The 18,892-nt window shown below is 72.8% G+C and carries 17 protein-coding genes; 8 read left to right on the top strand and 9 right to left on the bottom strand.

Going from position 1 to position 18,892, the window contains the following annotated elements; translation table 11 throughout:
• Positions 1-93: 93 nt before the first annotated feature.
• On the top strand, positions 94-783 hold the full coding sequence (locus tag ACH4K1_RS10590) for a maleylpyruvate isomerase family mycothiol-dependent enzyme (protein WP_398088375.1): 690 nt from the start codon (positions 94-96) through the stop codon (positions 781-783).
• 10 nt (positions 784-793) lie between these two features.
• Positions 794-1,450, top strand: coding sequence for an MBL fold metallo-hydrolase (locus ACH4K1_RS10585; RefSeq protein WP_398088373.1), 657 nt, complete (start codon positions 794-796; stop codon positions 1,448-1,450).
• A gap of 176 nt (positions 1,451-1,626) precedes the next feature.
• On the opposite strand, the gene ACH4K1_RS10580 is transcribed toward ACH4K1_RS10585, so the two are convergent.
• From ACH4K1_RS10580 to ACH4K1_RS10560, 5 genes are all read right to left on the bottom strand, one after another.
• Positions 1,627-2,643: a TerC family protein gene (locus tag ACH4K1_RS10580; protein ID WP_398088372.1), complete on the bottom strand. Its 1,017-nt coding sequence runs from the start codon at positions 2,641-2,643 to the stop codon at positions 1,627-1,629.
• 241 nt (positions 2,644-2,884) lie between these two features.
• Positions 2,885-4,873 (bottom strand): TerD family protein, encoded by a 1,989-nt coding sequence (locus ACH4K1_RS10575; protein WP_398088370.1) that lies wholly within the window; start codon positions 4,871-4,873, stop codon positions 2,885-2,887.
• 129 nt (positions 4,874-5,002) lie between these two features.
• Entirely contained in the window at positions 5,003-5,581 is a 579-nt protein-coding gene (locus ACH4K1_RS10570) for a TerD family protein (protein ID WP_015607863.1), read from the bottom strand.
• A 217-nt stretch (positions 5,582-5,798) separates the two neighbouring features.
• Entirely contained in the window at positions 5,799-7,934 is a 2,136-nt protein-coding gene (uvrB, locus tag ACH4K1_RS10565) for an excinuclease ABC subunit UvrB (protein WP_398088368.1), read from the bottom strand.
• Positions 7,935-7,973: 39 nt separating this feature from the next.
• Entirely contained in the window at positions 7,974-8,903 is a 930-nt protein-coding gene (locus tag ACH4K1_RS10560) for an MHYT domain-containing protein (protein ID WP_398088366.1), read from the bottom strand.
• A 231-nt stretch (positions 8,904-9,134) separates the two neighbouring features.
• Between ACH4K1_RS10560 and ACH4K1_RS10555 the strand changes: the two genes are divergently transcribed.
• The 3 genes from ACH4K1_RS10555 to ACH4K1_RS10545 all read left to right on the top strand — a co-directional run bounded on the left by ACH4K1_RS10555 (position 9,135) and on the right by ACH4K1_RS10545 (position 12,257).
• Positions 9,135-10,022 (top strand): glycerophosphodiester phosphodiesterase, encoded by an 888-nt coding sequence (locus ACH4K1_RS10555; protein WP_398088365.1) that lies wholly within the window; start codon positions 9,135-9,137, stop codon positions 10,020-10,022.
• Between the two features lie 69 nt (positions 10,023-10,091).
• Positions 10,092-10,649 (top strand): methylated-DNA--[protein]-cysteine S-methyltransferase, encoded by a 558-nt coding sequence (locus tag ACH4K1_RS10550; RefSeq protein WP_398088363.1) that lies wholly within the window; start codon positions 10,092-10,094, stop codon positions 10,647-10,649.
• A gap of 333 nt (positions 10,650-10,982) precedes the next feature.
• Complete coding sequence (locus ACH4K1_RS10545; protein ID WP_398088361.1) at positions 10,983-12,257, top strand: MFS transporter; 1,275 nt, start codon at positions 10,983-10,985, stop codon at positions 12,255-12,257.
• Positions 12,258-12,452: 195 nt separating this feature from the next.
• On the opposite strand, the gene ACH4K1_RS10540 is transcribed toward ACH4K1_RS10545, so the two are convergent.
• Positions 12,453-12,815: a cupin domain-containing protein gene (locus ACH4K1_RS10540; protein WP_398088360.1), complete on the bottom strand. Its 363-nt coding sequence runs from the start codon at positions 12,813-12,815 to the stop codon at positions 12,453-12,455.
• A gap of 104 nt (positions 12,816-12,919) precedes the next feature.
• On the opposite strand from ACH4K1_RS10540, the gene ACH4K1_RS10535 reads away from it, so the two are divergent.
• Both ACH4K1_RS10535 and ACH4K1_RS10530 read left to right on the top strand, forming a co-directional pair.
• Positions 12,920-13,855 (top strand): pseudouridine-5'-phosphate glycosidase, encoded by a 936-nt coding sequence (locus ACH4K1_RS10535; protein WP_398088359.1) that lies wholly within the window; start codon positions 12,920-12,922, stop codon positions 13,853-13,855.
• A 74-nt stretch (positions 13,856-13,929) separates the two neighbouring features.
• On the top strand, positions 13,930-14,868 hold the full coding sequence (locus tag ACH4K1_RS10530; RefSeq protein ID WP_398088415.1) for a carbohydrate kinase family protein: 939 nt from the start codon (positions 13,930-13,932) through the stop codon (positions 14,866-14,868).
• Positions 14,869-14,945: 77 nt separating this feature from the next.
• Here the strand turns inward: ACH4K1_RS10530 and ACH4K1_RS10525 are convergent, their stop codons facing one another.
• Both ACH4K1_RS10525 and ACH4K1_RS10520 read right to left on the bottom strand, forming a co-directional pair.
• Positions 14,946-15,593, bottom strand: coding sequence for a uridine kinase (locus ACH4K1_RS10525; RefSeq protein ID WP_398088357.1), 648 nt, complete (start codon positions 15,591-15,593; stop codon positions 14,946-14,948).
• Positions 15,594-15,683: 90 nt separating this feature from the next.
• Positions 15,684-16,376 carry a winged helix-turn-helix transcriptional regulator gene (locus ACH4K1_RS10520; protein WP_398088355.1) on the bottom strand — a complete coding sequence of 231 codons (693 nt, stop codon included), beginning with the start codon at positions 16,374-16,376 and terminating at the stop codon, positions 15,684-15,686.
• 86 nt (positions 16,377-16,462) lie between these two features.
• Between ACH4K1_RS10520 and ACH4K1_RS10515 the strand changes: the two genes are divergently transcribed.
• Positions 16,463-17,674 (top strand): pyridoxal phosphate-dependent aminotransferase, encoded by a 1,212-nt coding sequence (locus ACH4K1_RS10515; protein ID WP_398088354.1) that lies wholly within the window; start codon positions 16,463-16,465, stop codon positions 17,672-17,674.
• Positions 17,675-18,139: 465 nt separating this feature from the next.
• Here ACH4K1_RS10515 and ACH4K1_RS10510 read toward each other — a convergent pair whose 3' ends face one another.
• Positions 18,140-18,871, bottom strand: coding sequence for a hypothetical protein (locus tag ACH4K1_RS10510; RefSeq protein WP_398088352.1), 732 nt, complete (start codon positions 18,869-18,871; stop codon positions 18,140-18,142).
• Between the last annotated feature and the right edge of the window lie 21 nt (positions 18,872-18,892).

Genomic DNA, 18,892 nt, shown 5'->3' with positions numbered 1-18,892 from the left:
GCTTTCGACTCCGAGCGTATAGCACGCACATTCGATTTACGGCTACCCTCGGGCTCCTTCACCCGAACGGGTGGCGGAGCTAGGCTCGGCCGCATGACGGATCATGCGCATGACCTGGGAGCTGTACGCGGGGCGACCGAACGGCTGCTCGTCGCAGCCGGTCGTCTGGACAACGCCTCGATCGGTGAGGCGTCACGGTTGCCCGGATGGAGTCGGGGCCATGTCCTGACCCACCTCTCCCGTAACGCCGACGCGCTCGGAAATGTTCTCCGGGGCCTCCCGATGTACGCGAGCAGCGAAACCCGCGACGCCGACATCGCCGCCGGCGCCGGCCGTCCGGCGGCCGAGCAGCTGAAGGACCTGCGGGAGAGTGCGGAGGGCTTCCTCGCCGTCGCGGCCGAACCCGCCGACTGGACCCGTACCGTCACCCTGCGCAACGGGGTCACGGACTCCGCGGCCCGGGTGCCCTTCCGGCGCTGGATCGAGGTGGAGCTGCACCACGTCGACCTCGGCGTCGGCTACGAGCTGGAGGACCTGCCCGCCGCGTTCGTGGAGCGGGAGATCGCCTTTCTGGCCGACCGGTTCCTCGGCGACGAGAATGTGCCCGCCACCGCCCTCACCGACCGGGACGGCCGCACCTGGAGCACGGGCGGCGGCCCCCCGAGCGCGCTGGTGACCGTGCAGGGGCCCGCCGTCGAGCTGCTGGGCTGGCTCAGCGGGCGCCGTGACGGCTCCGCCCTGACCGCCGCCGGGGGCCCGCTGCCCTCGCTGCCCCCGCTATAGGCTGAGCCGCATGACGTACAGCGGAGCGGTGAAGGTCGGCGGACCGGCGAGCGTGCACGAACTGACGGACCTGATGATCTCCAAGGTCGCCGTCGGCGCGATGGACAACAACGCGTACCTGCTGCGCTGCCGGGCCACCGGCGAGCAGCTGCTGATCGACGCGGCCGCCGAGCCGGAGACCCTGCTCACGCTGATCGGTGACGACGGCATCGCGTCCGTCGTCACCACCCACCGGCACGGGGACCACTGGCAGGCGCTGGCCGAGGTGGTCGGGGCGACCGGCGCCCGGACGTACGCGGGCCGCCACGACGCCGAGGGCATCCCCGTGCCGACCGACGTCCTGGTCGAGGACGGCGACACGATCAGCGTCGGCCGGGTCGAGCTGACCGCCCGCCACCTGGTCGGGCACACCCCGGGCTCCATCGCCCTGGTCTACGACGACCCCTACGGCGCCCCGCACCTGTTCACCGGGGACTGCCTCTTCCCCGGCGGGATCGGGAACACGCACGAGGACCCCGAGGCGTTCGCGAGCCTGCTGGACGACGTGGAGACGAAGCTGTTCGACCGGCTGCCCGACGAGACGTGGGTCTACCCCGGCCACGGCGACGACACGACGCTCGGCGACGAGCGCCCGCACCTTCCGGAGTGGCGCGCCCGCGGCTGGTAGCCCGCGCCCCACGGCCTTCCGCGCGCGTCCGCCGCGTACGGGCTCGCGGCGCACGCGCTTCTCCCGCACACCTCCGGAACGCCGCGCACACGAAAGCGGCCGGGGCGGGAACGGCTTCGCCGTCACCGCCCCGGCCGCTGCCGGTGCGTCCCTGTGCCGCCCGGGGCGGCCCCGGGTCAGCTGAGGGTCTTGCTCTCCTCGTCGGCCGGACCGGCGGTCTCCGCCTTCCGGCCCTCCTCCGCCTCCGCCGCCGCCTGCTTCTTGCTGGCGATGAGGCTGGTGATCGTGGTGATCACCAGGACACCGCAGATGACGGCGAGCGAGAACGGGATGGAGATCTCGGGCACGTGCACCCCGGACTCGTGCAGGGCGTGCAGCACCAGCTTGACGCCGATGAAGCCGAGGATCACCGACAGGCCGTAGCTGAGGTGGACCAGCTTCTTCAGCAGACCGCCGATGAGGAAGTACAGCTGGCGCAGGCCCATCAGCGCGAACGCGTTGGCCGTGAAGACGATGTACGGGTCCTGGGTCAGACCGAAGATCGCCGGGATCGAGTCCAGCGCGAACAGCACGTCGGTCATCCCGATGGCGAGCATGACCACCATCAGCGGGGTCAGGACGCGCTTGCCGTTCTCGCGGATGAAGAGCTTGGTGCCGTGGTACCGGTCGGCGACGCCGAAGCGGTGCTCGATCGACTTCAGGAGGCGGTTCTCCTCGAACTCCTCGTCCTCCTCGTCGGCCCGCGCCTCCTGGATGAGCTTCCAGGCGGTGTAGATCAGGAACGCGCCGAAGATGTAGAACACCCACGAGAAGTTCGCGATCACGGCGGCGCCGGCGGCGATGAAGATCGCGCGGAGCACCAGGGCGATCAGCACACCGATCAGCAGCACCCGCTGCTGGAGGTGGGAGGGTACCGAGAACTTCGCCATGATCAGCACGAAGACGAAGAGGTTGTCGACGCTCAGCGACTTCTCGGTGATGAACCCGGCGAAGAACTCGCCGGACGCCTTGCTCTCGCCGAACACCATGAGGCCGAGTCCGAAGAGGATGGCCAGAGCGATCCAGACGACCGTCCAGATCCCGGCTTCCTTGGTCGACACGTCATGGGGCTTGCGCCCGATGAAGAAGTCGACGGCGATGAGGGCCGACAGACCAAAGATGGTCAGGGCCCATACGGTCCATGAAACGTCCACTGCGCCTCCGGCAGTTCGCTACGGCTACTTGATCAGCGTCGTCGCTGCCGGAGGTCTCTTCCACCCCCGCACACGATGTGTACGGGGACCGGCGCCCCGGGACCGAATAACGGGCCGTATTGACGGGACGTCGCGTAAGGAGTACTCCCCTCCGTTCGTCGAAGAGTACAGGCATCACCAAGGGTTGGTAAAGAAAAGAGTAAAGAGCTCACCAAAACCGCAGGTGAGGGTTGGTGGTGCGTCAGCGCCCAGCGGCTCGGCGGGCGGCCGCGACCGCCGCTAGGACCTCTTCCAGGACACGGCTGCCCGGCGGGACCGCCGGGGGTTCGTAGGTCCAGGCGTGCCCGACCCAGGGATCGGCGAGGTGGCTGTCGGCGACCGGGGTGATCCTCAGCAGCGACCGCCACAGCGGGTCGAGCACCGGCCCGTACGCGCTCGCCTCCTCCCGGTCCGCGACCATCATGAGGTGCACGCCGACCGAGGGGCCCTCGTCCGCGAGGTAGCGGAGCTGGGTGACGGCCCGGTCGTCGAAGCCGTGCGGGAAGTCGTTGACCACCAGGAGCTGCTCGCCGGTGTCCAGGTCGGGCGGGAGCGAGTCGGCCGCGCGGGCCCGCACCGCCATCTGCACCAGGTCCACCCGCCGGGTGAGACGGGCGAGCACCTCGGCCACCCCCCGGGCCCCGGAGGCGGGCGGGCCGGCGAGGACGCCCGCCTCGACCAGCGGCGCCAGCGGACCGGCCGCCGAACCCGCCGGGTCGATGACGTGCACCGAGAACTCCCCGGCGGGGTGGACCGCCAGCAGCCGCGCCGCGTGGGCTACGGCGGCCTCCATGGCGAGCCGGCGCAGGCGGGCGGCGTCCACCGACGCCGCCGCCTCGGACGCCGTCCGGCCGCTGTCCACCCAGATCCCGCGCTCCAGCGGCAGCCGGACCAGCAGGGGGATGCGCAGGTCGGTGCGCTCGGGAAGGTGGAGATCGCCGATACGCAGGGCCATCGGTATCTCCATGGGCACGCGGTGGGCGTGCCAGACGGGGTTGCCCCACCCGGCGTACGCGGCCGGGAGCGCGGGCTCGACGACGGCCGCCTCGGCGGCCAGCTGGGCCAGGTCGCGGTCGAGGGCCTCCCGGGCCCGTGAGGCCAGCTCGTCACGGTTGGCACGGGCCTGTTCGCGGGCGCGGTCGCCGGCGCCGCCGATCCGGTTGCGGGGGTCGGACAGGGCGCGGTCGAGCTCCTGGTCCATCCGGGACTCGGCGAAGTCCACGGCGCTGCGGTAGGCGGCGACGGCACGGGCCAGGTCCTCGAACATGCCCCAGACCTGGTTGTAGAGGCGCTCGTCCATCGACCAGCCGCCGGCGTCGCCCGCGACCGGCTGGGCGGGCTGCCCGGGCGGGGCGGGCGGCGCGGTGGGGGCGGGCGGCGGGGGCGCGGCGGGCTGCCGTCGCGGGTGCGCGTAGGTGATGGGGCCGCCGGTGGCGGACCCCGGGCCGTCCTGCCCCGGCGCGGTGCGCGGCGGCGGGGTGTGCGGCTGGGCCGTGGTGGCGGTCGGCGGCTCGGGGGCCTCCGGGGCCGGGGCGGCCGGGGCGGCGGGGAGGGGGCCGGGGACCTCCGGGGCCGGGGCGGCCGTGTGCCGTACGCGGTCGCCGTCCGTGGTCCGGGGCGGCGGGGCCACGGAGCGGGCCAGGCCCCGGACCACGGCTTCCTGGATGGAGCCGGCCAGCCCTGCGGCGTCGCTCACGCCCTGGTCGGCGAGCATCTCCGCGAGCCCGCCGGCATACCCCTGCCCCACCGCGCGGACCTTCCAGACGTCCTGGCGGCGGTAGAGCTCCAGGGCGCTGACGGCGGACTCGGCGTCCAGGCCGGTGAGCGTGAAGGTGGCGATCTCCTCGCCGTCGAGGCCGGTGACGGCGACGAAGGGGGCGGGGACGGCGCCGAACCGCGTCGGGCCCCCCGCCACCGCGGGCAGTGCGAGGAGCACGGTGACGCGGTGGACGTCCGCGGGCAGGGCCTCCAGGTCGACGGCGAGCCGGTGGTCGGCCGCCGCCTGCCGGGAGGCTTCGAGGCCGGGGAGGTGGGGTGAGCCGGGGTGGGCGATCCGCTCGGCGCCGCCCACCGTGCCCCGCGCGTCGCCGAGGGTGGCCCCGGCCACGACGGGCGTGCCGGCCGATACCCGGATCTCCAGACGGGTCCGGGGCAGGGGGTGGTTCTGCCCCCGGACCAGTTCGGCCGTCATTGCGCTGTCCCCCTCGACGATGGCCCGCGCGGGTGGCCGCGGTGCCGTGCTGGTGCTGTGCCGTGCGCGGGCGGCCCCGGGGGCCGTGCCCCCGGGAACCGGCCCGCCCGTCCGTCCCGGCGCCGGGACCTACAGGTGCGGCAGGATCGACGGCATCAGGTCCTGGAAGGTGCGGCCGTTGGCCGGGTTCCCGAGGGCCGTCATCTGCCAGCCGCTGCCCGCGCGGTGCACCTTCGCCATGATCTGGGCGGTGTACTGGCCGCCGCCGTCGAGCGTGTACCGGGCGAGCTCCTGGCCGTTGGTCTCGTCGACGATGCGGCAGAAGGCGTGTCGCACCTCCTGGAACGTCTGCCCGGTGAAGGAGTTCACCGTGAAGACGATCTGGTCGATGTGGACCGGCACGCGCTGGAGGTCGACGAGGATCGCCTCGTCGTCGCCGCCGGAGCCCGCACCGCCGACCAGGTTGTCGCCGGTGTGCTTGACCGAGCCGTCGTCGCTGACGAGATGCCGGAAGAAGACGACGTCGACCGGCTGCTTGTCGGCGAAGAGCACCGCCGAGGCGTCCAGGTCGATCTCACGGGTGCGCGAACCGAACAGGCCGCGGCGCGGAGCCGCCTGCCAGCCGAGCCCCATCCGCACCGCGGTCAGGGTTCCCCCGTCGCTCTTCTGCAGGCTGATGGCCTGACCCTTGGTCATGTTGACCGTCACGCGCTGTCCCCTCTCGGCGTTGCCCCGCAACCATCCGTGTGCGGTTTCCCGAACCCTACGCATTCCACCCCGGGCGGCAGCAGGTTCGGTCTGTTTTCGTGTCGGTCTTGCAACACATCCGGCATGTGTTCCGGGCGGGGCGGAAGCGGGGCCGCCCACCGGCGCCGGGAGCGGCGCGGCGCCGGTGGACGGCCCCTGCGGACCGGACCGGACCGGATCAGGCCAGGCCCGCTTCCTTCATCTGACGCAGTTCCTTCTTCAGTTCACCGACCTCGTCGCGGAGCCGGGCGGCCACCTCGAACTGCAGGTCGGCGGCGGCGGCCCGCATCCGGTCGGTCATCTCCTCGATGATCCCGGCCAGCTCGGTCGCGGGCCGGTCGCCGCGCACCTCGCCGGTCTTGGCCGCCCTGCCCTTCGCCGCGCCCTTGGCGGCCTTGCCGCCGAGAGCGGGAACCGGGGCCTTGGCCTCGGCCTCCTTGCCCTGCCGGTAGCCGGTGCCGAGCAGTTGCTCGGTGTCGATCTCCTCGCGGGCGATGGTCGCGACGATGTCGTTGATCTTCTTGCGCAGCGGCTGCGGGTCGATGCCCCGCTCGGTGTTGTAGGCGATCTGCTTCTCGCGGCGGCGGTTCGTCTCGTCGATCGCCTGCTCCATGGCCGGGGTGACCTTGTCCGCGTACATGTGGACCTGGCCGGAGACGTTGCGGGCGGCGCGGCCGATGGTCTGGATGAGCGAGGTGCCGGAGCGCAGGAAGCCCTGCTTGTCCGCGTCGAGGATGGCCACGAGGGACACCTCGGGAAGGTCCAGGCCCTCGCGCAGGAGGTTGATGCCGACGAGCACGTCGTACTCGCCGGACCGCAGCTCGCGCAGGAGCTCGATGCGGCGCAGGGTGTCGACGTCGCTGTGCAGGTAGCGGACCTGGATGCCGAGTTCCAGGAAGTAGTCGGTGAGGTCCTCCGCCATCTTCTTGGTGAGCGTGGTGACCAGGACCCTCTCGTCCCGCTCGGTGCGCTTGCGGATCTCGTGGACCAGGTCGTCGATCTGGCCCTCGGTGGGCTTGACCACGACCTCGGGGTCGACGAGGCCCGTGGGGCGGATGATCTGCTCGACGAACCCGTCGCCGCGCGAGAGCTCGTACTTCCCCGGGGTGGCGGAGAGGTACACCGTCTGGTCGATCCGCTTCAGGAACTCCTCCCACTTCAGCGGCCGGTTGTCCATGGCGGACGGCAGCCGGAAGCCGTGGTCGACGAGGGTCCGCTTGCGGGAGGCGTCCCCCTCGTACATGGCGCCGATCTGCGGGACCGTGACGTGGGACTCGTCCAGGACGAGCATGAAGTCGTCCGGGAAGTAGTCGAGGAGGGTGTTGGGCGCGGTGCCGGGGGCGCGGTCGTCGAAGTGCATCGAATAGTTCTCCACGCCGGAGCAGGTGCCGATCTGGCGGAGCATCTCGATGTCGTACGTGGTGCGCATGCGCAGCCGCTGGGCCTCCAGCATCTTGCCCTGCTTCTCCAGCTCGGCCAGACGCTGCTCCAGCTCCCGTTCGATGCCGCCGACGGCCTTCTCCAGGCGTTCGGGACCGGCGACGTAGTGGCTGGCGGGGAAGACGTGGACCATGGGGTCCTCGCTGATGATCTCTCCCGTCAGCGGGTGGAGCGTGGACAGGGCCTCGATCTCGTCGCCGAACATCTCGATGCGGACGGCGAGCTCCTCGTAGACCGGGAAGATCTCGATGGTGTCGCCGCGGACCCGGAAGGTGCCGCGGGTGAACGCCAGGTCGTTGCGGGTGTACTGCATCTCGACGAAGCGGCGCAGCAGCCGGTCCCGGTCGATCTCCTCGCCGACGTCGAGCCGGACCATGCGGTCCACGTACTCCTGGGGCGTGCCGAGGCCGTAGATGCAGGAGACGGAGGCGACCACGACGACGTCGCGCCGGGTGAGCAGGGAGTTCGTCGCGGAGTGGCGCAGCCGCTCGACCTCCTCGTTGATGGAGGAGTCCTTCTCGATGTAGGTGTCCGACTGCGGGACGTACGCCTCGGGCTGGTAGTAGTCGTAGTACGAGACGAAATACTCCACCGCGTTGTTCGGAAGGAGCTCGCGGAACTCGTTGGCGAGCTGGGCGGCGAGGGTCTTGTTCGGCGCCATCACCAGGGTGGGGCGCTGCAGCTTCTCGATCATCCAGGCGGTGGTCGCCGACTTGCCGGTGCCGGTCGCGCCGAGCAGGACGACGTCCTTCTCGCCCGCGCGGATGCGCCGCTCCAGGTCGGCGATGGCCGCGGGCTGGTCGCCGCTGGGCTGGTAGGGACTGACGACCTCGAAAGGCCGCACCGAACGTTCGATCTTGGAAACGGGCCGCATGCAACCACCGTACGGCGCGCCACTGACAACGGCCTCGGATCAGCGGTAGCGGGGGCCGCCGGTCTCCTCCCGGAGGGCGCGCCCCGCCTTCTCCCGGGCAGGGCTCCGTACGGCCTTCCACGCCCCGGGGGCCGGGCGGCGCGCCGGGCGGCGTCCTTCCGAGGGGGCCGGGACAGGGTCCGGGTACCGGCCCGTCCGCGGGCCCGGGCCGCTCGGTCCGCCCGTCACGGCCCCGGGGTCGAACAGGAGCGCCACGGCCGCCAGGAGCAGGAAGCAGCCGGGGCCGACCAGCATCGGGCCGATCATCTCGACCGGCCGGTCGCCGGGCAGGACGTCGGCCAGGTCGGACGGCAGGGTCGGCGGCAGGTGGAGGTGCACGTCGAGTGCGGCCATCCCGGTGTAGTGCATCCCGGTCACCGCGACGGCCATCAGGATGCTCGCGCCGAGGCCGGAGAGGGCCCCCCGGAGGGTGACGGCCGCCCACAGCGCGCCCGTGGCGGCGCACCCGGCGATCAGCACCGACAGGGCGACGAGCGGGGTGTCGTAAGCGAGGCGGGCGGCCATGCGCATGCCCGCCATGCCGAGGTAGTGCATCGAGGCGATGCCGAGGCCCGTGATGGTGCCCCCGGTGATCAACGCCATGCGGGTCGCGCCCCGGTACCCGACAATGAAGATGCCGATGCCGATCATCACCACGGCCAGGGCCAGGCCGGCGAAGGTGAGGGGCTTGTCGTAGGAGATCGGGGCCTCCCGCACGGTGAAGCCCGTCATCGCCACGAAGTGCATGGTCCAGACGCCGGAACCGATGGACAGCGAGCCCAACGCCAGCCATCCGGCCCGGCAGCTACGTGTCGTACGGAGGGACCGGGTGGTGCAGCGGAGCCCGAGGGCGGCTCCCAGGGCGGCCATGAGGAACGCCGCGACCGGGGTCACCAGGCCGTAGGTGAATCCGTCGACCGTTCCTTGCATGCGCGTGCGCCCTTCGAGAAAGCCCGGGGTCGAGGAGGATCCCCAAGGGGCGAGTCCCGGCAGACAGACAAAGAACCCCCCACTTTACCGGTACGCCTCCGTGCCGGGCTCCACGGTGGTCCCCCGGGACCGAAGGTTCCGTTCATGTCGCGGCCACCACCGCCCCGCCGGGTGTTGGCGGGCCGCTGTCACTCTCTGCGTGTCCGCACACTCCCGACGTGAGGAGTCCCCGTGTTCGTCCGCACCGCAACCGCCTCCGCCACGGCCGCCGCCCTGTTCGGCGCCGGCGCCCTGCTGCTCCCCGCCGACCGGCCCCAGGCGCCGGCCCAGCTCTCCGCGCAGCGGGCGGACCCGGTCGTCGTGGCCCACCGGGGAGCGTCCGGTTACGCGCCGGAGAACACCCTCGCCGCCGTCGACGCCGCCGAAGCGCTCGGCATCGACTGGGTCGAGAACGACGTCCACCGCACCCGCGACGGCGTGCTCGTCGTGCTGCACGACACCGGCCTGAAGCGCACGACCGACGTGGAGCAGGTCTTCCCCGACCGGGCTCCCTGGGCGGTCAAGGACTTCACCGCGGCGGAGCTGGCGAAACTCGACGCGGGCAGCTGGTTCGGCACGCAGTTCACCGGGGCGCGGATCCCGACGCTCACCCAGTTCCTGCACCGTCTGGAGCGCAATCGGCAGAAGCTCCTGCTGGAGATCAAGAGCCCGGCGACCTACCCGGGCATCGAAAGCGACATCATCCAGACGCTGGGCCGTACGGGGTGGCTGGACCGCTCCCACGTCCGGAGCCGGCTGGTCGTCCAGAGCTTCGGCGCGGACAGCATCAAGAAGGTCCACAGCCTGCGCCCGGACGTCACGACCGGCTTCCTGGGCACCCCGGCGGTGGCCGACCTGCCCTCGTACGCCGCGTTCACCGATCAGATCAACCCCTCGTACGCGACGATCGACGCCGACTACGTGGCAGCCGTGCAGCGGCTCAAGGGCGCGCACGGCAAGCGGCTGCGGGTGAACACGTGGACGGTCAACAAGGCGGCGGACGCGGTGCGCGCCCGGGACCTGGGCGTCGACGGGATCATCACCAACTTCCCCGACGTGGTGCGCGACGCGACGAGCTGAACGGCGGGGCCGTCGCGGTCGGCCGGCGTACGGCCCGCTGCTGTCGGTGGCGGGTCGTACGGTGGCGGCATGAACAGCTACGGGACCGGCGGGGGTCCGACCGTCGAGTGGGCCGTCGTGGACAGCGTGATCGGTCCGCTGCTGCTCGCGGCGACCGGGGCCGGGCTGGTGAACGTGTCCTTCCACGCCCACCCCGCCGTACGCGCCGCGGTCCTCGACCGGTTGCGGACCCGGTTCGGCACGGAGCCGGTGGAGGCCCCCGGTTCGGCGCGGCTCATGGAGCCCGTACGCGAGTTCGCGGCGTACTTCGCGGGCGGCCGGCGGGACTTCGACCTCGCCCTGGACTGGTCGTTGACCAGCGGGTTCCACCGCGAGGTGCTCCGCGAGCTGGCGTCCGGGGTGCCCTACGGAACGGTCGTCGGGTACGGGGAGCTGGCCGCCCGGGTCGGCCGGCCGGAGGGGGCGCAGGCGGTGGGCGCGGCCATGGGGGCCAATCCGCTGCCGGTGGTGGTGCCCTGCCACCGGGTCGTGGAGAGCGGCGGGGGCCTCGGCGGGTTCGGCGGCGGGCTGGAGACCAAGCGGCAGCTGCTGGCGCTGGAGGGGGTCCTGCCGCAGCCGCTGTTCTGAGCCGTTCCCCGCTGCGGGGACGGCTGAGGGGCGCGCGCGGCGGGAAGCCCCGGACGGCTTCCTCGGACCGTTTCCCGGGGGTCATGGGGTTCCCGGAGTTCATCGGGTTCCCGGGATTCATCGGGTTCCCGGGGTTCATGGGATTTCAGAATGCTTCCCTTTTTTTTCGGCGCATTTATAAGCAATTCGGTACGTTTCCTTGCGTCCGGGTCGGGCGTAGAGCCGCGTCGTAGGCGCCCGGCCCTGCGGAGGGGGTGCTGAAAGTCGGCCTCGCGGGCATTTGTTCACCCGGCCGGGTGAACGGCGGTGGTCGAGTGGTGGCACACTGCGCCGGTGACGCGACCCCTTCCCCTCCCCCCGGCCACCGCCGCCGGGCTGCCCGCTCTCCAGCGCCGGACCTCGGCCGTGCTCGTCGTCAGCCAGATACTCGGCGGCCTCGGCGTCGCCATCGGCATCGCCCTGGCCCCGATGCTGGCCGCCGAGGTGAGCGGATCGGAGGCGCTGTCCGGGCTTGCGCCGACCGCGTCCGTGGTCGGCACCGCCCTGCTCTCGCTGCCGCTGGCCGCGCTGATGACCTCCCGGGGCCGCCGGGCCGGCCTGGTCCTCGCCTATCTGATCGGCGCGCTCGGCGGGGGGCTGGTGGTCCTCGCCACGATGCTGCCCAGCTTCCCGCTGCTGCTGCTGGGCATGGCCGCGTTCGGCGCGGGGTCGCTGGCCGGTCTCCAGGCCCGCTTCGCGGCAGCCGATCTGGTGGGGCCGGAGCGGCGGGGACGGGCGATCTCCACCGTCGTCTGGGCCACCACGATCGGCTCGGTGCTGGGCCCCAACATCTCGGCCCCGGCCAGTCGGCTGTTCCGCGGCACGCCGGTGCCGGAGGCCGCGGGACCGTATCTGTGCTCGGGCGCCGTGTTCCTCGTCGCCGCGCTCGTCGTGGCGCTGGCGATGCGCCCGGACCCGCTGCTCACCGCCCGCGCCCTGGCCCAGGAGGGGCCGTCGGATCCGCCGAAGCGCTCCCTGGCCGCGGGGGTCGCGGCGGTCAGGGAGTCGCCGATGGCGCGCCTCGCCCTGGTGACGGTCGCCGTGTCGCACACCGCCATGGTGTCGATCATGGTCATGACCCCGGTCGACCTCGGCCGGCACGGAGCCGGCCTCCAGTTGATCGGCCTGGTCATCAGCGGGCACATCGCGGGCATGTACGCGTTCTCGCCGGTGATGGGGTGGCTGGCCGACCGGTTCGGCCGACTGGCCGTGATCGGGCTGGCCGTAGGACTGCTGAGCTGCGCGGCGCTCCTCGCCGGTACCGCCGGGCCCCGGCACGGGCAGACCGCCGCGGGCCTGTTCGTCCTGGGACTCGGCTGGTCGGCGGGCATGATCGCCGGTTCGGCGCTGCTCACCGACGCCGTGCCCCGGTCCGCCCAGGCGGCGGTGCAGGGGCTGTCGGACCTGACCATGAACGCGGCGGCGGGCATCGGCGGAGCGACGGCCGGGGTGATCGTCGCCCAGTGGGGGTACGGCCCCCTCAACGCGATCGGCGCCGCCCTGCTCCTGCCGGTCGCCGCGCTCACCTTGCGCCGGAGCCTGCGGCGGCCGGACGCGGCCATCGGCTGACGCGCGGCCGGACGCGGCCGACGCGCCACCGGCCCGCGTCCCCTCACCCGGCCCCGGCCGCGCCCGCCGCCCCGGTCCCCGCTCCCCGGCGAAGCCCCCGCACCGCGCACCGCCCGAACCGCACGCCGTCAGCCGCCAGTGGGCAGTCGCCAGTGGTCAGCCGTCAGGCGCCAGTAGTCAGCCGCATCAGAGCCCTCAGAGGCTGATGTGGTACGCCTTGCGCAGCGTCTCGTGCACGGTCCAGGTCGTCCGGTCGCCCTCGCGCAGGACGCAGGCGTCCCCCGGGCCGATCTCCAGCGTCGCCCCGCCCTCGACCGCGACGGTCGCCCGTCCGCTCACGACCACGAACAGCTCGTTCGCCTCGGTGTCGGTGACCACGCCGGGCGTGATCTGCCAGATGCCCCGGATCTGCTTGCCGTCGGGCGATTCCCCCAGCACCTTGCCGGTCACCACGGGATCGCCCGAGACGATCTGCGACGGATCGAGCGGTTCCGGAACGAGTTCGGCATCCGCGATGTGCACGGCGAAGGAGGCGGGGGCCTGGTCGTATGGCGTCATGGCCGGTCACCTTAGCGACCACTTCCGGCCACCCCGCGACCAGGACCCGCCGCAAGGCGTCCGCCCGTGGTTTGCACCCCCTCCGTCCGCGACAGGGATGGGGCATGCCTCAGAACTCACCCGAACCCTACGAGCCGGTGCTCTCGGCGGAGGTGCGCGCCGCTCTGAGCGCGGGGCTGCCCGTCGTGGCACTGGAGTCGACGATCATCGCGCACGGTCTGCCGCGCCCCCGCAACCTGTCCGTGGCGCTGGAGCTGGAAGGGCTCGTCCGGTCCGCCGGCGCCGCCCCCGCCACCGTGGCCGTACTGGACGGGCGGGCCCATGTCGGTCTGGGCACGGACCAGTTGGAGCGGGTCGCCGGCGACCCGACGGTACGCAAGCTGGGGCACCGCGATCTCGCACCGGCACTGGCCTCCGGGGCGAGCGGGGCGACGACGGTGTCCGCGACGGCGTTCCTGGCGGCGCGGGCGGGCATCGGTGTCTTCGCCACGGGCGGCCTCGGCGGCGTGCACCGGGAATGGGCCGTGGACCAGGACGAGTCGGCCGATCTGCGGCTCCTCGCCCGCACCGGCATCACCGTGGTCTGCGCGGGGGTGAAGTCGATCCTCGACGTCCCGGCGACCCTCCAGCGCCTGGAGACCCTCGGGGTCGGCGTCGTCGGGTACGGCACCGGGCACTTCCCCGGCTTCTACCTGAGCAGTTCCGGCGAACCCGTCGACTGGACGGCGCACAGCCCCGAGGAGGTGGTGGAGATCATGCGGGCGAAGGAGGCGCTGGGCGGGCCGGACGCCGCGCTGATCGTCGCCAACCCGGTGCCGGAGGCTGAGCAGTTGGACCCGGCGCTGCACGACCGGGTGCTGGCGGAGGCGCTGGCCGCGTGCCGGGAGCGGTCCGTCTCGGGGCAGGGCGTCACGCCGTTCCTGCTGGACCAGCTGGCGCGGCGGACCGAAGGCGCGTCGCTGGAGGCGAACCTCGCGGCCGTGCGGGGGAACGTGACGCTCGCGGCGCGGATCGCGGTGGCGGCGGCGGAACGGCGGTGACCCGGCCGACGGCGGACGGCGGACGCCCGGAGCCCCGGCCGGCGGCGGGCAGCGGGCCGCCGCCGGACCGGGCCGTGGGGCACCGCGGAGGACCGCCGCCCCGATCAGCGGCTCGCGGTGGGCTGCTGGTGGTGGGGGAGGTGGTGACGGACGTCGTGGCGCGGCCGGCGTCCCCCCTCGCGCACGGTACGGACACGAAGGCCCTCATCCGCACGCTGCCGGGCGGCGCGGGGGCCAACGTCGCCTGCTGGGCCGTGCGTTCGGGCTGTGCGGAGGTCCGGCTGCTCGCCCGGGCGGGGGCGGAATCCGCCGCCTGGCACCGGGAGGCGCTGGAGCGGGCGGGGGTGCGGGCGTCCCTCGCCGTGGACCGGGAGGCGGTGACGGCGACCGTCATCGCCCTGGTCGACGCGGGCGCCGAGCGCACGTTCCTGACCGACGGCGGGGCGGCGCTGCGGCTCGCCGCCGAGGACTTCACCCCCTCGATGCTGGACGGCGTCGGGCGGTTGCACCTCTCGGGCTACCTGCTGTTCGCCCCCGTGAGCAGGGGCGCGGCGCTGCTCGCCCTGCGGACCGCCGCGGAACGGGGTGTCGCGGTGAGCGTGGACCCGGCGTCGGCCGGGTTCCTCGGCGAGCTGGGCCCGCAGCGGTTCCTGGAGTACGCGGAGGGGGCGGAACTGCTCCTGCCGAACGCGGACGAGGCGCGGCTGCTCACCGGGACGCCCGAACCGGCGGACGCGGCGGCCGAGTTGAGCCGACGGTTCCCGCGGGTCGTGGTCACCCTGGGCGCGGGCGGGGCCGTGGTGGCGGCCGGGGGCGAGGTCGTCTGCCGCGTTCCCGCCCCGCGCGTGCGGGAGCCGGTCGACTCCACGGGGGCGGGCGACGCGTTCACCGGCGGGTTCCTCGCGGCCCTGCTGGCCGGTGCGGACGACCTGGCGGCGGCGGCCGAGGGGTGCCGGGCGGGGGCGGCGGCCGTCGCCACGGTCGGCGGCCGTCCGCCCCCGGCGGCCCGCTGAGGGAGACGGGCGGCCCGCTGAGGGAGGCCAGCGGCCCGCTGAGGGAGGCCGGCGGCCCGGCGGCCGGGACGCCGGGTTCACCCCCCTCCGGGCAGCCCCGACCAGGCCGGGTGCGACGGGTCGTCCGCGCGCACCACCACGTCCGCACGCTCCGTGGGCGCGGTCTCGTCCTCGTACCGGGCGAAGGCGGGCAGGGTCCAGTGGTCCGACTCCGGTGTGCGCCGTCGCAACGCGCCCGGGGACAGCCGCAGATGGACGGTGAGCGCGAACGGGAACCAGTGCCCCAGCAGGAACGGGCCGTGCACGATCACGACCCCGCCCTCGGGCACCTCCCGGTACGGGGTGCGGGTGGCCCGGTCCGTCGCGGGATCCCACAGGTCGGGCAGGACCCGCCCGGAGCCGCCCGCCTCCAGCGGCCCGAACACCTCGCGCCACAGCGCCCCGGTGTCGTACCAGCCGTCGAGGTACGCGTCCGGATCCCGCTTCCCGTACTCGTAGCGCAGGCTCGCCGGGCGCAGGAACCCCTCGGTGGAGACCACGAGGACCGAGCGGCCGAGCAGCCGCATCTCCTCCGCCAGGCGTTCGGCCGTCCCACCGGTGCGGGCGGCCGGCGCGCCGTCGACGCCGAACGCGAGCCGGGTCCCGCCGTCGGCGGCGGACAGCCCGTCGCCGTACCGGGCCAGTTGGCGGGCCAGCCGTTCCCAGGTGATCGCTTCGAGTCGCACGCCACCATCATCGCCGCACCGGCGCGCGGGCGCCCGGTCCGGGAGCCCCCGGCTCAGTCCCCGGACGGCCCGGCAGGCAGGAGCGGCGGGTCACTCCCCGCGCAGTTCCGCGGCGAGCGGGCCCTCCCCGGCCACCTCCACGCGCCCGTCCTTCACCGCCTCGGCGAAGGTCCTCGTGCCCTGTGCCAGCTCCCGGCAGACCTCCGTGTCCAGGGCGATCCGGGCGTCGGGGCGGTCGGCGGGGCCGTACCCGTACACCGTTCCGGGCGCCTCCGCCCCCGGGGACGCGGCCTCCTCTCCCCCGCCCACCCGGAGGTGGAACTCGCCCTCGTCGAGCCGGACCTCCAGGACGCCCTGCCGGGTGAGTCCGGCGAGGGCGCCGAGCAGGGGCAGGGCGAACCAGTGGGCGCGCACCGCGTCGGTGGGGCGGCGCTCGTCGAGGGCGGGGGCGCCCCACGCGGCGAGGGCGGTGAGGACGGGCAGCAGGCCGTGGCCGCGCCCGGTCAGCTCGTAGACCGACGCGCCCGACGGGGGCGGCAGCTTGCGGCGCACGGCCAGTCCGCCCTGCTCCAGGTCCTTGAGCCGGGAGGCCAGGACGTCCGTGCTGACGCCGGGCAGATCGGCGTGCAGGTCGGTGTACCTGCGGGGTCCGCCCAGCAGTTCACGGACGATCAGCAGCGTCCACCGGTCGCCCACGGAGTCGAGGGCGCGGGCGGCGGCGCAGAACTGGTCGTAGCTCCGGCGGCGGGCGGGGCGTGCTGGCGGCTGCTGCTGACGTGGCATGCGACGCAGTCTAGACATGTTGTTGGACTTTCCAAGCTCAAGCTTGGTAAAACCAAGTACCGCACATTCGGCTCGGGAGGCAGCGCATGGAGTTCCGGCAGTCCAGCAAGCTCAACGAGGTCTGCTACGAGATCCGGGGCCCGGTCATCGAGCACGCCAACGCCCTGGAGGAGGCGGGTCACAGCGTGCTGAGGCTCAACACGGGCAACCCCGCGCTCTTCGGTTTCGAGGCGCCCGAGGAGATCGTCCAGGACATGATCCGGATGCTGCCGCAGGCGCACGGCTACACCGACTCGCGCGGCGTCCTGTCGGCCCGGCGGGCGGTGGTCCAGCGCTACCAGGCGATGGGGCTGACCGAGGTCGGCGTGGACGACGTGTTCCTCGGCAACGGGGTCTCCGAGCTGATCTCCATGGCCGTGCAGGCGTTGCTGGAGGACGGCGACGAGGTGCTGATCCCGGCCCCGGACTTCCCGTTGTGGACGGCGGTGACCACGCTCGCGGGCGGCAAGGCGGTGCACTACGTCTGCGACGAGGAGTCCGACTGGAACCCGGACCTCGCCGACATGGCCGCCAAGATCACCGATCGGACCAGGGCCGTCGTGATCATCAACCCGAACAACCCCACCGGCGCGGTCTATCCCCGCGAGATCCTGGAGGGCATCCTCGATCTGGCCAGGCGCCACGGGCTGATGGTGTTCGCGGACGAGATCTACGACCAGATCCTGTACGACGGGGCCGAGCACCACAGCGCGGCGGTCCTCGCCCCGGACCTGGTCTGCCTCACCTTCAGCGGGCTGTCGAAGACGTACCGGGTGGCGGGCTTCCGGTCCGGCTGGCTGGTGGTGTCCGGTCCCCGGCAGCACGCCCGCGACTACCTGGAGGGGCTGACCATGCTGGCCTCCATGCGGCTGTGCCCCAACGCCCCGGCGCAGTACGCCATTCAGGCCGCGCTCGGGGGCCGGCAGTCCATCCGGGAGCTGGTCGCGCCGGGCGGCAGGCTGCACGAGCAGCGCGACCGGGCCTGGGAGCGGCTGAACGAGATCCCCGGCGTCTCCTGCGTCAAGCCGAAGGGCGCCCTGTACGCCTTCCCGCGCATCGACCCGAAGGTGCACCCCATCGTCGACGACGAGAAGTTCGTGCTGGACCTGCTGCTGCGGGAGAAGATCCAGGTGGTCCAGGGCACCGGCTTCAGCTGGCCGCGCCCGGACCACTTCCGCATCCTGACCCTCCCGTACGCCGACGACCTCGACGCGGCGATCAGCCGCATCGGCCGCTTCCTGAGCGGATACCGCCAGTAGCCCGTCCCCACCCCGGCACGGGGCCGGCAGCCCGTCCCGCCCGGCACGCGGGCCCGCCCCGGAGACGGGAGCGGGCCCGGAGGCGTAGCCGGCCTCCGGGCCCTGTGGTTGCCGCCCATCTCGCACGCCGGCACGTTTAAGGGTTCGGGTCAGTCATGATGTCGTCGCGTCCTGCCTTTGGACCACCGCAGATCGGAGCTCTGCGGGCCGGACTTGAACCGGCATCTCGACGCGCGCGGGCCCGAGCCCGTTCGATCCGGCGATCGGCGGCGCATGCTGAGTCTGGAGCAAGAGTCTGAGATTGACGGCGGTCTGCCTCTGCCTGACTTGGGCTACCCCGGCCCGTGCCGGAGGGAGGATTCGAACCTCCACGGGAACCGCGCCTTCACGACAAGCCTCAGTTTCAGCTTGCGCTCCTCGCGCACCCCGGCCCCCGCAGAAGGCGGCCGGGGAATCCATGGTCGGTCACCCGAAGAGGTAACCGAACACCGCATCACCCACCCGCTGGTCGGTGACCTCCGCGCCGTTGGCCTCCTCGCGGGCGAACTTCACGGCCTGCTGGAGCTTCTCGATCCGGTCCAGCAGTTCGTTGACGCGCCGCGCGGGCAGCGCCCCGGAGAACTTCACGGTCGTCCAGTACCCGACCGGGACGTCCTCGTAGTACACCTCGACCTGCGCCGGGTGCTTCTCGGTGGCCTCCGCCTTCACGTGGTTGCGGGGCACCTTCCTGGTACGGAGCGTACGGACCGGCTCGGTCTTCCAGGAGTCGGTCGACGGGTCCTGCACCCACGCCTCGGCCGCGTCCAGCACCGGCAGCTTGCGGACGAAGGTGTTGAGGTCGGTCAACTGCTTCTCCAGGAAGAGCAGGTAGGACACCGGCACCTGGCTCACCAGCACCCGGCCGTCCACCGTCACATCGGCGCGGGCCGCGCAGTTCGCCCAGTCCTTGGTGGCGGTCACATCGAAGAGGCGGGTCAGCGTGGCCGCGGTCTGCCGCAGCACGTCCTCCGCCTTGACCTGGACCAGCGTCGACTCGGGCGGAAGCTGCTCGCCCTCCTCGTCCTTGGGCTGGTAGGTACGGGAGATCCCGGCCAGCAGCGCGGCCTTCTGGAGACCGTGGTGCGCTGCCGTCAGCTCCTGGTGCGCCTTGGTCTTGACGCCCTTCTCCACTGCGATGATCTGATTGAGTTTCGCCACGTCGAGGACGCTAACAGGATC

It is taken from the genome of Streptomyces sp. NPDC017448 (genome assembly GCF_044330565.1).
Lineage (GTDB): Bacteria > Actinomycetota > Actinomycetes > Streptomycetales > Streptomycetaceae > Streptomyces.
The sequence above is the reverse complement of the archived record's forward strand: the minus strand, read 5'-3'. Positions and strand labels throughout refer to the sequence as shown.